Below are 12906 nucleotides of genomic sequence, written 5' to 3'. Positions count from 1 at the left end.
GGAGCCTCGCGCAAGATGACCGATACGGACACACCTACCGCCCCACCCAGCCCGCCTGAACCGCAAGGCGCACTCTCCACACCCGCTCCGCCCAACCAGCAGGTGAAGGCGGCCCAGCCGCCTGCCCCTGCGACCAGCGCCCCCGAAGCGCCCTGGACCGTGCTCTGCGTCGATGACGAGCCGGGCATTCTGTCGGCACTCAAGCGCGTGCTGCGCGCCGAGGACTGCAAGGTGCTGCAGGCCAATGGCGGCGCAGAAGCACTGCAACTGCTGGAGCAGCACCCGGTGGATGTGGTCGTGAGCGACATGCGCATGCCGGGCATGGACGGCGCTGCCCTGCTGGCCGAGGTGCGCAAGCGCTGGCCCGAGACCGCCCGCATCCTGCTGACCGGATACGCGGACATGAACGCGACCATTGCGGCCATCAACAACGGGCAGATCTACCGCTACATCCACAAGCCGTGGGATGAGACCGAGCTGCGCCTGACCGTACGCCAGGCGGCGGAGCACCAGCTGCTGCAGCGCGACCGCGCACGGCTGCAGGCGCTCACTGCGGCGCAGAACGAGGAACTGCGCGTGCTCAACACGGGCCTCGAGGAGCGGGTCCAGGCGCGCACCGCAGATCTGGAAAAGGCCAATGACCAGCTGCGTCGCAACTACCTCACCAGCATCAGGATCTTCTCCAACCTGCTGGAGCTGCGCAGCGGCGTGCTGGCGGGACACGGCAAGCGTGCTGCGGGCCTCGCCCGCAAGGTGGCCAATGCCATGGACCTGACCAGTGAGGAGACCCAGGATGTTTTCGTCGGGGGGCTGCTGCACGACATCGGCTTCATGGCCCTGCCGGATTTCATCCTGGCCAAGCCGGTGGGCAAGCTCACAGCCGCAGAAATGGTGCAATACCAACGCCATCCGGTGCTGGGCGCGCAGTCGTTCATGGCGCTTGACGAACACCAGGCGGTGGCCGCGCTGATCCGGGCGCACCACGAGCGCTTTGACGGCACCGGTTTTCCCGACAAGCTGCAGGGCACGCAGATCCCGATGGGTGCGCGCATCCTGGCGATTGCCAGCACCTACGATGACCTCACGCATGGCCACCTCACCGGCATGCCGCTGACCGAAGCCGAGGCCCGCACCATCCTTCAGCGCGGCCGCGGCACGCAGTTCGATCCCGAGGTGCTGGATGTTTTCCTGCACGTTACACAGGAGGTCAAACCCAAGCCTGTGCGCATCGACAGCTTCACGCCTGAAAACCTGCAGCCCGGCATGGCACTGGCCAAGGACCTGCTCTCCAAGGAAGGCGTACTGCTGCTGTCGGCCGGGCACTCGCTGTCGGCCGAGATGATCAGCCGCATCCGCAAGTACGAGAAGTCCGAAGGGCTATCGCTGCTGCTGGACATCCGCATGCCGAACTGAGTGTGCTGCATTGGCGCTCGGGCAACGCCCGGCGCCAGGGATCGGCAGCACTGCAGACAGGAGGAGGAAGGCTGCACCCGCGAGGGGCTGCCTGAAAGGCGCCTTAATGCTGGTTTAAGGCCCCGCGCAGACGATGCGCTCCATGCCATCCATTCTTCCGCGGCTTCGGTCTGTCCGTCCTGCCCCCGGCAGCCTGCACCTTGACGGCGCTGCACCACCTACTTTCCCCTACTCCGCCCGGCTTGCTGTCTTCACCAGCCTGTGGATTGCCACCGTGTGCAATGTGCCGCTGTGGGCCGCTGTGCTGGACCTGGGGGGCCATGGGGCAGCGCTGCACCGGCTGGGCTTCCTGCTGGCCTTTGGCGCCGTGGTGGCCGCGGCCAACGTGGCGCTGCTCAGCCTGCTGGGATGGCGGGGCGTGGCCAAGCCGGCCGCCGCTGCGCTGGTGCTGATGGCGGCCTTCGGCGCGTACTTCATGCTGGCCTATGGCGTGGTGATTGACGCCACCATGCTCACCAACGTCCTCCAGACCGATGTGCACGAGGCAGGAGACCTGCTCAACTGGCGGCTGTTCACTACCGTAGCCGTGCTCGCAGGCCCGCCGCTGTGGTGGCTATGGCGGCACCCGCTGCCACAGCGCGCCCTGCTGCGGCAGGCACTGCACAACGCGGGCCTGTTTGCCGCGGCGCTGGTGGTGGCGGTGCTCAGCCTGCTGCTGGTGTTCCAGGAATTCGCGTCCACGATGCGCAATCACACACAGCTGCGTTACCTGATCAACCCGCTCAACAGCGTCTATGCACTGGGCAACATTGCCACCCGGCCGCTGCGCATGGACACGCGCCAGATCCTGCCCGTCGGCCGCGATGCACAGCTGGGCGCGAGCTACGCACAGCAGGCGCGCCCGCCACTGCTGGTGCTGGTGCTGGGCGAAACCGGCCGCGCCGGCAACTTTGCCCTGAACGGCTACGGCCGCCCCACCACCCCGCTGCTGTCGGCGCGCAGCGACCTCATCAGCGCGCGCAATGCCTGGGCGTGCGGCACCAGCACGGCGGCGTCGGTGCCCTGCATGTTCTCGCACCTGGGGCGCACCGGTTTCGAGGCCCGCAAGAACAACTTTGAAGGGCTCATGGACGTGCTGCAGCATGCCGGCCTCGCCGTGCTGTGGGTGGACAACCAGTCGGGCGGCAAGGGCGCCTGCGACCGCATTCCCAACGCCAACACGTCCGGCGAAAAAGACCCGGCCCACTGCCCCGGCGGCTCGGATTGCCTGGACACCATCATGCTCAAGGGCCTGGACGAGCGCCTGGCAGCGCTGCCCGCCGAGCAACGACAGCGCGGAACCGTGGTGGTGCTGCACCAGATGGGCAGCCACGGTCCCGCGTATGCCAAGCGGTCGGCCGCCGAGCGCAAGGTCTTCCTGCCTGAATGCCAGTCCACTGCGCTGCAGGAGTGCGGCCGCGAACAGGTGGTCAACGCCTACGACAACAGCATCGTAGAAACCGACTTTTTCCTCGATTCAGTGCTCAAATGGCTTGCAGCGCATGAAAAAAATGCCCAGACAGCTATGGTTTATGTAGCAGACCATGGCGAATCGCTGGGCGAAAAAAACATCTACCTGCACGGCCTTCCCTACTCGATTGCACCCGATGTGCAAAAGCATGTGCCGTGGCTGACGTGGCTCTCGCCCGCCATGCAGGCCCGCGCGCGTACCAGCGCGGGCTGCCTGCAGCGGCAACTGGCCACGCAGCGCATCACGCACGACCATTACTTCCATTCGGTGCTGGGGCTGATGGATGTACAGACCGGCATCTACGACCCGGCGCTGGACATCTTCAGGGACTGCACGCGGGCTGCTGGAGCCGCCAGCAGCGTGGCGCCCACAGCGCAGCCCGCGCGCAGCTGAGGACTTTGTCTCTCGCTCAAAACAGGCTGGTCTGCCCCCGCAGGTGACCCGGCCGGAACTGGCCCAGGTCCAGCCCCTGCCGCTCGCGGTTGAGCCCCAGCGTGCGGCAGGCCTTGGCAAAGCGCTGGCGCAGCAGGTCGGCCCATAGCCCGCTTCCCTTCATTCGCTGAGCGAAATCGCTGGTGTAGGCCTTGCCGGCAGTACGCTGGGCTTCGCTCAGGCCGTGCAAGTCCTGCACACGGGCCATCACGCGGGCTGCGCGCTGCGGGTAGTGCACCTGCAGCCATTCGCGGAACAACGCGTCCAGCTCCCACGGCAGGCGCAGCACGGTGTAGAACGCGCTGGTGGCACCGGCCTCGCGTGCAGCCTGCAGCACCTGCTCCATGTCTTCGTTGATGAACGGAATCTGAGGCGCCACGCTCACGCCCACCGGTATGCCCGCCTCCGCCAGCGTGCGGATGGTGCGCAGCCGCCGGTGCGGCGCAGCGGCGCGCGGCTCCATGCGCCGGGCCAGGGCCGGGTCCAGCGTGGTGATGGTGATGTACACCGCAGCCAGCCGCCGGGCCGCGAGCGGGGCCAGCAGGTCGAGGTCGCGCTCGACCCCGCTGGATTTGGTGATGAGCGAGAACGCATGGCCCGCTTGGCCCAGGACTTCGATCACGCTGCGCGTGAGCTTCAGTTCACGCTCCACCGGCTGGTAGCAGTCGGTGGCGGAGCCGATGTTGAGCATGCGCGGCACGTAGCGCGGCTGGCACAGTTCTGTGCGGAGCACGTCCGCAATGTTGTGCTTGGCGATGAACCGCGTTTCGAAGTCGAGCCCCGGCGAAAAGTTGAGGTAGCTGTGCGTGGGCCGCGCATAGCAATAAATGCAGCCGTGCTCGCAGCCGCGGTAGGGGTTGACCGACTGGTCAAACGAAATGTCGGGCGAGTCGTTGGCGCACAGGGCGCTGCGGGCGGTCTCGAAATGCACCTGCGTGCCGGGGCCTGCCGTGCCGGGGCCATCCCCTTGCCATTCTTCTGCGCCCAGCCCATCCCAGCCGTCGTCCACCACCGCGCGCACTTCGCGCGCAAACCGGTGGGCCATGCTGCTGCCAGTACCCCGCCCATGGAGCAGTACAGGCGCAGGCCGCACGGATTCAGCCGGGTCCGGCGAGTCGGCGGAGCGGTCGATGGTGATGCGGTCCATGGGAGGGCTCAGACATGGCAGGCGGCACTTGTACTGTTCATTTATACAGTATTTTATTGCTATCGTCGCCCACAGCGCAGTCGGCACCGCCTGCACGGCGCGCTGGGGATGTGCTGGCCGCTGGTGAAGACCGCGCGCAGCAGTGCGAGATTCGCGATGGTCTACAGTCGCGCGCTTTGCAACCACTACAAGGTAGTCTCGCCATGGCGCGCAAGCCCTCCATCCTCCTGTCGTCGCTCGATGTCGATCGCATCGAATCCCTGCTGGCCGTGATTCCGGCCAATGCTTTTCCGGGCAAGGCCGAGCTGCAGGCAGAGCTCGACCGGGCGGACGTGGTGCCGCCCGAGGAAATTCCGCCCAACGTGGTCACCATGAATTCCACCGTGCAGTTCTCCATCCTGGAGACCGGCAAGGAGTTCTGCCTGACGCTGGTCTACCCGCGTGATGCCGATGGCAGCGCCGACAAGCTGTCGGTGTTTGCGCCCGTGGGCAGCGCGCTGCTGGGGCTATCGGTGGGGGATGAACTGGCCTGGCCCGGACCGGGTGGCAAGACGATGACGGTGCGTGTAAAGGCCATCCTGTTCCAGCCGGAAAGCGCTGGCGAACTGCACCGCTGAGACGCAGCGCCATCGGCGGGCGGCAACGATGGCCGCCTGCTCAGCGATGTCCCTGGCTGCCGGTCGTCAAACCCACTGCGCCGGCACCGCCAGCAGCAGGCCAGCGCCGACCAGCCCGCACTGCCAGCGCAGCGCGGTGCGCCAGGTGGGCACGTGTCGCTCCACGCGCAGGTACAGCAGTCGCCCCATGGCCAGCGACAGACCGAACGCCAGCGCCATGCCCAGCGCGTTGATGACTGGCGATGCGGGCCACAGCGTGCCCACCACGGCATTGACCAGCATGCACACGGCAAAGTGCACCAGAAAGACCGAGTACGACATCTGCCCCAGCAACACCAGCGGGCGTACGCCCTGCCAGTTGCGAAAGGCCTCAGAGCGCAGCGCCCACACCAGCGACAGCGCCGTCAGCAGCGCCACCAGGATGCGGCTGCGGTAGTCGATGGTTAGCGCCACCCCGCCCAGCAGCAGCATCAGTGCCACCCACCCACGAGCGCGGGGCGCGTGCACCGCCCAGAAGGCCAGCATGCCCAGCCCGTAGGCGCCGAAGAAATACAGCGCCCACATGTCCAGCCCGCTCATGCGATTGAACACCCACAGCGATGCGGCCGTGCCCGCCACCACGAGGCCCTGCCCCAGCGGGGCGGCATACCGCGCGGCGGCGGGCCCGGGCAGCATCCGCAAGGCCGCCCAGATCAACGCCGACAGCGCAAACAGCTGAAAGTCGATGGCCACGTACCACACGCCGGCCGACAGGGCGTCTTCACCGAGCACATCCTGCAGGAGCAGCGCATTGGCCAGAAGCTGGGCAAGGGTGGGATCACCGGGCACCGAAGGATGATCAAACCATGGACGTACGATGGCAGAGACGGCCACGGTGAGGACCAGCGCGACCGCATACGGCACCACCAGCCGCACGAATCGTTTACCCACCGTGCTGTTCCACTGCGCAAAGCGTGCCATGCCCTGCGGCGCCATGCTGCCCGCAGCCAGATAGCCACCCACCACCAGAAACACCTGTACGGCAATGCGTGCGTGGTCGTACAACCAACCCATGAGGTCCGGCGCCAGCGGATGCGCGATGTCGGACATGGGTCCGTAGAAGGCCAGGTGATGCCACACGATGGCGATGCAGGCCAACGCCTTGACCATGTCGATCAGCGGCGTTCGGGAAGAGGCAGGCGGCATGGGGACGTGATGAAAGAGGTGGGCCGGTGCAGCAGGCGCCCGGTACGGCAAAGCCCTCTATTGTCTGCGGTCTTTCACGGGTGCGCCAGCGGGTGGGCGACACGCCCGCCAGCTCCTTGGCAGGCGCCCGGGACGGCCGCGCACCACCGCCGTCCGCCGCCACACAAACGACAGCGTGCTCAGCACGTGCAGCCGCCGCACCCCACTCGCAAGGTAGATACCGCCAATGCGTCGCGGCCCCTACGAGCGCGCCCCAACGTCAAGGGCGTTGACAGGCCCTCAGAGGCTGTCCATGGGTCAGTACCGCAGGTTGCCGTCCGCGTCCATGATGGCCAGCTCGACATAGGTCGAGCCGTTGTGGCTGCGCGGCGAGTAGCGCACGCTGAACCGGCCGAAAGTGATTTCGCCCGCATCTTCCATGGCCTTGGTGAAGCTCTCGGTGGAAAGGTTGCGCCCGGTACGGCGCAGGCCTTCGACCAGCAGCCTTGCATGGACGAAGCCATCGAACTGCGCCGCCGAGGGCCGCGCCTTCGGTGATTTGGCCTTGAGCAGTGCCAGGTATTCGGCCACCACCGGGATGGTCGTGTTGCGCAGCGAAGGGATGATCTGCGCCAGGATGATGCCGCGCGCCTTGGGGCCCAGGTCGCGGTGCACCGCGTCACTGCTGGCAACCGAAAACCCGTAGAACGACGGCCGGGCTGATGTGGCCTGCACCTGCTTGATGTAGTCGGTAAAGGTAGCGCCAGCTGTGGCCACGATCACGGCCTGGGCTTCGGTCTTCTCGGTCTGCCTGGCCGCCGCTGCGAAGTCAGGCTGCTTGGGGTCCAGCCTGATCTCCGCCACAAAGGGCAGCTTCTCCGCTTCGGAGGCCTTGCGCAGCTCGGCCAGCAGGGTCTTGGCCAGCCCGTCATCCGGGTAGAACACCGCCACGCGGCTCACACCCTGCTGGCGCAGCTGCGAGACGATGCGGGTCGCTTCGCTAGCGTAGCCCGCGCGTACATGAAACACCAGTGGGTCGAAGGTATCGCGGAACACCGACGCCCCGGTGACCGGCCCGAACAGCAGCGTGCGGTGCTCCTTGATGAGCGGCAAGATGGCTGCGGTCTGCGCGGTGCCGGTGCTGTGAAAGATCATGAAGACCTTGTCGGTCTCCAGCAGGCGGCGGGTGTTCTCGACAGCACGGGCCGGGTCGAACCCGTCGTCCAGCGTGGTGTATCGGATCATCCGGCCATGCACGCCGCCCTGCGCGTTGACGGCATCGAACAGGAGCCGCGATCCCTCGCCGTACTGCGCCGTCTGCGGGCCCAGCGGGCCCGAAAGCACTACCGACGCACCCAGCCGGATCTCATCGGCCGTCACGCCCTCGTTGCGGGCCAGGGCGCTGCTGCAAAGGCACACCGCCAGCAACGCCATCCATACGCGAACCATCATGAAAGCTCCTCGGGCAAGCAGCCAGACGTGCGCCTTCCAACAAGTTCCGCGCCTCCCTCCCGCTGTTTATTGATTATTTAACATCATCATTATCAGGGCCGCCACGGCTTTCGTGTTGGGGGTTTGCCCTGCCTTGGCGCGCCTGTCACGCAGGCATCAAAAACACCAACGCCCGCGAGCGCATGAGCGCGGCGGGCGATGAAGGAGTACATCAGGCCGGGCACTGCTGGCAGCCACACGGCCACGCAACGGCGACCGGGTGACCCGGTGCATGGGCGTGCGTACTCAGAGCTTGAGGCGGGCGCGTGCGGCTTCGTATTCGGCGCGGAACTTGGCCACCATCTCGGCGGTGCTGGTCACGGCGTTGATGGCGCCGATGCCCTGGCCGCAACCCCAGATGTCCTTCCAGGCCTTCTTGGCATCGCCGCCAAAGTTCATCTTGCTGGGGTCGGACTCGGGCAGGTTGTCGGGGTCCATGCCGGCTGCGCGGATGGAGGGCGCCAGGTAGTTGCCGTGCACACCCGTGAACAGGTTGCTGTAGACGATGTCGTCGGAGTTGCTGTCAACGATCGCCTGCTTGTAGGCATCGCTGGCACGCGCCTCGTGCGTGGCAATGAAAGCCGAGCCGATGTAGCCGAAGTCTGCGCCCATGGCCTGCGCGGCCAGCACCGCACCGCCGCTGGCAATAGAGCCGCTCAGGGCCAGAGGGCCGTCGAACCACTCGCGGATTTCCTGAATGAGGGCAAACGGGCTCTTGGTGCCGGCATGGCCGCCAGCGCCGGCAGCCACGGCGATCAGGCCGTCAGCGCCCTTCTCGATCGCCTTGTGGGCGAACTTGTTGTTGATGATGTCGTGCAGCACCACGCCACCCCAGGCATGTACGGCCTGGTTCACGTCTTCGCGCGCGCCCAGGCTGGTGATGATGATCGGCACCTTGTACTTGGCGCACACCTGCATGTCGTGCTCCAGGCGGTCATTGCTCTTGTGCACGATCTGGTTGATGGCGAAGGGCGCGGCGGGCTTGTCGGGGTTGGCCTTGTTGTAGGCCGCCAGGGTCTCGGTGATCTCGGCCAGCCATTCGTCCAGCAGCTCGGCGGGGCGGGCGTTCAGCGCAGGCATGGAGCCCACCACGCCGGCCTTGCACTGCTCGATCACGAGCTTGGGGTTGCTGATGATGAACAGCGGCGAGCCGATGATGGGCAGCGACAGGTTTTGCAGGACGGGTGGCAGTTGGGACATGGCAACGACTTCCAGGAAACGGTTTTTGATCGAAATAGCCCGCTAGCGCTTTATTTACTTGCACCAGATGCTACTATTTTTATAGTAAAGGCCTGTAGAGCGCACAGGCCTTGTCTCACCTCAACGGATGCGCCAGCGCAGCTTCAGAAGGACTCCAGCGCCAGCTCGGTCACGCTGGATGCGCCTTCCACAATGCTGTCGCGCAGGCACGGCGCCTTCACCAGGATGTGCTCGGCATAGAACTGGGCCGTGGTGATTTTTGCGCGCATGAAGGCTGCGTCCTGTCCCTTTTGCAACAGCTCCTGCGCCACGAGCAGGCTGCGCGCCAGCTGCCAGCCCGCCACCACGTTGCCCGCCAGCATTAGGTAGGGCACGCTGCCCGCAAACACGGCATTGGGCTGGGCCTTGGTGCCACCGGCCACAAAGTCGATAACATCCAGCAGTGCCTTGCGGGCAGCCGTGAGGCGCTTGCCCACAGCCAGTGCGGCGGGCGTGCCGCTGGCCAGCAGGTCGGCCTCGGTCTTCTCGATCTGGGCAGCGATGCCCTTGGCCACTTGGCCGCCATCGCGCGCCGTCTTGCGGCCCACCAGGTCGTTGGCCTGGATGGCGGTGGTGCCTTCGTAGATGGTCAAAATTTTCGCGTCGCGGTAGTACTGCGCCGCGCCGGTTTCCTCGATGAAGCCCATGCCGCCGTGCACCTGCACGCCCAGGCTGGTCACTTCCAGGCTGGTCTCGGTGCTGTAGCCCTTGACCAGCGGCACCATGAATTCGTAGAACGCCTGGTTCTGCTTGCGCGCCTCGGCATCGGGGTGGTGGTGCGCGGCGTCAAACGCCGCCGCTGCCACGGTGGCCATGGCGCGGCAGCCTTCCACGGTGGCGCGCATCGTCATCAGCATGCGCTTCACATCGGGGTGGTGGATGATGGCTGCGCTGGCGTTGATGCTGCCGTCCACGGGGCGGCTCTGCACGCGGTCCTTGGCGTACTGCACGGCCTTCTGGTAGGCGCGTTCGGAGATCGCGATGCCCTGCATGCCCACCGCGTAGCGCGCGGCGTTCATCATGATGAACATGTATTCGAGGCCGCGGTTTTCCTGGCCCACCAGGTAACCCACCGCGCCGCCGTGGTCGCCAAACTGTAGCACCGCGGTGGGCGATGCCTTGATGCCCAGCTTGTGCTCGATGCTCACGCAGTGGGCGTCGTTGCGGGCGCCCAGACTGCCATCGTCGCCCACCATGAACTTGGGCACCACAAACAGGCTGATGCCCTTGACGCCCTCGGGCGCGCCCTGCACGCGGGCCAGCACCAGGTGGATGATGTTCTCGGCCATGTCGTGCTCACCGTAGGTGATGTAGATCTTGGTGCCGAAAATCTTGTAGGTGCCATCCGGCTGGGGCTCTGCGCGCGTGCGCACCAGGGCCAGGTCAGAGCCGGCCTGGGGTTCGGTCAGGTTCATGGTGCCGGTCCACTGGCCGGTGACCAGCTTTTCCAGGTACTTGGCCTTGAGCTCATCACTGCCGGCCGTCAGCAGCGCCTCGATGGCGCCGTCGGTCAGCAGCGGGCACAGCGCAAAGCTCATGTTGGCGCTGTTGGTCATCTCGATGCAGGCCGCGCCGATGGTCTTGGGCAGGCCCTGGCCGCCAAAGTCGGCGGGGTGCTGCAGGCCCTGCCAGCCGCCTTCGCCGTACTGGCGGAAGGCCTCCTTGAAGCCGGGCGTGGTGGTCACAACGCCTGCGTTGAAGCTCGACGGGTTCTTGTCGCCTTCCCAATTGAGCGGGGCCAGCACGCCTTCATTGAACTTGGCACACTCTTCCAGCACGGCAGCGGCCGTGTCCAGGCCGGCGTCTTCAAAGCCGGGGATCTGCGCGATCTGTTCAATGTTGGCCAGGTGCTCGATGGCGAACAGCATGTCCTTGACGGGGGCGGTGTAGCTCATGGGTGTCTCCGGGAAAGCGAAATTTCGTCAAAAAAAAGGCATCGCGAGCGATGCCTTTGTGCAATCAACAGGGCTTTAAAGTGCCTTGACCAGTTCCGGCACGGCCGCAAACAGGTCCGCCTCCAGCCCGTAGTCGGCCACGCTGAAGATCGGGGCCTCGGCATCCTTGTTGATCGCCACGATCACCTTGGAGTCCTTCATCCCAGCCAAGTGCTGGATGGCGCCCGAGATGCCCGCTGCCACGTACAGCTGCGGCGCCACGATCTTGCCGGTCTGGCCCACTTGCCAGTCGTTCGGTGCGTAGCCTGCGTCCACCGCGGCGCGGCTGGCGCCCAATGCGGCGCCCAGCTTGTCGGCCAGCGGGGTCATGACTTCGTCGAACTTTTCCTTGCTGCCCAGCGCGCGGCCACCGGAGACGATGATCTTGGCTGCGGTGAGTTCGGGGCGGTCGCTCTTGGCGATTTCGCTGCCGATGAAGCTGCTCTTGCCGTTGTCGGCGGTGGCGGCTGCGGTTTCGACGGCTGCGCTGCCACCCGTTGCGGCTGCGGCGTCAAAGCCGGTGGTGCGCACGGTGATGATCTTGACGCTGTCTGCGCTTTGCACGGTGGCAATGGCGTTGCCGGCGTAGATGGGGCGCTCGAAGGTGTCGGCGCCCACCACCTTGGTGATGTCGCTGATCTGCGCGACGTCGAGCTTGGCGGCCACGCGGGGGGCGATGTTCTTGCCGCTGGCAGTCGCCGGGAACAGGATGTGGCTGTAGTTGCCGGCGATGGCCAGCACTTGTGCGGCTACATTTTCGGCCAGGCCGTGTTCCAGGCCGGCTGCGTCGGCGTGGATGACTTTGGCGACACCGGCGATCTGGGCGGCAGCTTGTGCGGCTGCACCTGCGTTGTGGCCGGCCACCAGCACGTGCACGTCACCACCGCAGGCGACGGCTGCGGTGACGGTGTTCAGGGTGGCGCCCTTGATGGACGCGTTGTCGTGTTCAGCAATAACGAGTACCGACATTTAGATCACCTTCGCTTCGTTCTTGAGTTTCTCGACCAGGGCGGCCACGTCGGCCACCTTGACGCCGGCGCCGCGCTTGGCGGGTTCGGTCACCTTGAGGGTTTTCAGGCGGGGAGCCACGTCCACGCCGAGGTCTTCGGGCTTGACGGTATCGAGCTGCTTTTTCTTGGCCTTCATGATGTTGGGCAAGGTGACGTAGCGGGGCTCGTTCAGGCGCAGGTCGGTGGTGATGACGGCGGGCAGGCTCAAGGCCAGGGTTTCCAGGCCGCCGTCGACTTCGCGGGTCACGCTGACCTTGTCGGCTGCGAGTTCGACTTTGCTGGCAAAGGTGGCCTGGGGCAGGTCAGCGAGGGCAGCCAGCATCTGGCCGGTCTGGTTGGCATCGTCGTCGATGGCTTGTTTGCCCAGGATGATGAGCTGGGGTTGTTCCTTGTCGACCAGGGCCTTGAGCAGCTTGGCCACGGCCAGGGGCTGCAGTTCGACGTCGGTTTCCACCAGGATGGCGCGGTCGGCGCCAATGGCCATGGCGGTGCGCAGGGTCTCCTGGCACTGGGCCACGCCGCAGCTCACAGCGATGACTTCGGTCACCAGGCCTTTTTCTTTCAGGCGCACGGCCTCTTCAACGGCGATTTCGTCAAAGGGGTTCATGCTCATCTTCACGTTGGCGATGTCCACACCCGTGTTGTCCGACTTGACGCGGACCTTCACGTTGTAGTCCACCACGCGTTTGACAGGGACCAAGACCTTCATTGCTGCGGCTCCTAGAGTTGATTGAATTGACGTTTACGTAAACTGGAACATTCTATGCCGCACTGCACCAAGCAGGCCGCAGGGCAGAACGCATCGCATGCAGAAAAAAAGAACGATCGTGCTTTTTCCGGATTATAGGCCAGTAAACCCATCCTGCGTACATCCCCACGGGAATACGGGCCATGGCCTTGTGCGAAACCGTTTAAGGCAGGGGTCCGCGGCGAGGCGCCTTGGCGTGCG

The 12906-nt window shown here is 65.6% G+C and carries 10 protein-coding genes; 3 read left to right on the top strand and 7 right to left on the bottom strand.

Translation table 11 applies throughout. The annotated features are described in order from the left end of the window. Positions 1–15 precede the first annotated feature (15 nt). Complete coding sequence (locus tag ACTPOI_RS16845; protein WP_440110846.1) at positions 16–1413, top strand: HD domain-containing phosphohydrolase; 1398 nt, start codon at positions 16–18, stop codon at positions 1411–1413. Between the two features lie 142 nt (positions 1414–1555). Next, on the top strand, positions 1556–3316 hold the full coding sequence (locus ACTPOI_RS16840) for a phosphoethanolamine transferase (protein ID WP_440110844.1): 1761 nt from the start codon (positions 1556–1558) through the stop codon (positions 3314–3316). 16 nt (positions 3317–3332) lie between these two features. Here the strand turns inward: ACTPOI_RS16840 and ACTPOI_RS16835 are convergent, their stop codons facing one another. Further along, positions 3333–4502 (bottom strand): PA0069 family radical SAM protein, encoded by a 1170-nt coding sequence (locus ACTPOI_RS16835; protein WP_440110842.1) that lies wholly within the window; start codon positions 4500–4502, stop codon positions 3333–3335. Positions 4503–4705: 203 nt separating this feature from the next. On the opposite strand from ACTPOI_RS16835, the gene rnk reads away from it, so the two are divergent. Continuing rightward, a complete protein-coding gene (gene rnk, locus ACTPOI_RS16830; RefSeq protein ID WP_440110840.1) occupies positions 4706–5119 on the top strand; it encodes a nucleoside diphosphate kinase regulator in 414 nt (137 codons plus the stop codon). Positions 5120–5185: 66 nt separating this feature from the next. Here the strand turns inward: rnk and ACTPOI_RS16825 are convergent, their stop codons facing one another. The 6 genes from ACTPOI_RS16825 to ACTPOI_RS16800 form a co-directional block, all read right to left on the bottom strand. Next, positions 5186–6304, bottom strand: a complete 1119-nt coding sequence (locus ACTPOI_RS16825) for an acyltransferase family protein (protein ID WP_440110838.1) — start codon at positions 6302–6304, stop codon at positions 5186–5188. A 297-nt stretch (positions 6305–6601) separates the two neighbouring features. Continuing rightward, complete coding sequence (locus ACTPOI_RS16820) at positions 6602–7735, bottom strand: ABC transporter substrate-binding protein (protein ID WP_440110836.1); 1134 nt, start codon at positions 7733–7735, stop codon at positions 6602–6604. A 285-nt stretch (positions 7736–8020) separates the two neighbouring features. After that, a complete protein-coding gene (locus ACTPOI_RS16815) occupies positions 8021–8974 on the bottom strand; it encodes an NAD(P)H-dependent flavin oxidoreductase (protein ID WP_440110834.1) in 954 nt (317 codons plus the stop codon). A 143-nt stretch (positions 8975–9117) separates the two neighbouring features. Continuing rightward, positions 9118–10908, bottom strand: a complete 1791-nt coding sequence (locus tag ACTPOI_RS16810; RefSeq protein ID WP_440110832.1) for an acyl-CoA dehydrogenase — start codon at positions 10906–10908, stop codon at positions 9118–9120. Between the two features lie 75 nt (positions 10909–10983). Further along, entirely contained in the window at positions 10984–11916 is a 933-nt protein-coding gene (locus ACTPOI_RS16805; RefSeq protein ID WP_440110830.1) for an electron transfer flavoprotein subunit alpha/FixB family protein, read from the bottom strand. Next, on the bottom strand, positions 11917–12666 hold the full coding sequence (locus ACTPOI_RS16800) for an electron transfer flavoprotein subunit beta/FixA family protein (RefSeq protein WP_440110828.1): 750 nt from the start codon (positions 12664–12666) through the stop codon (positions 11917–11919). Positions 12667–12906 lie beyond the last annotated feature (240 nt).

It is taken from the genome of Acidovorax sp. BL-A-41-H1 (assembly GCF_051942715.1).
The sequence above is the reverse complement of the archived record's forward strand: the minus strand, read 5'-3'. Positions and strand labels throughout refer to the sequence as shown.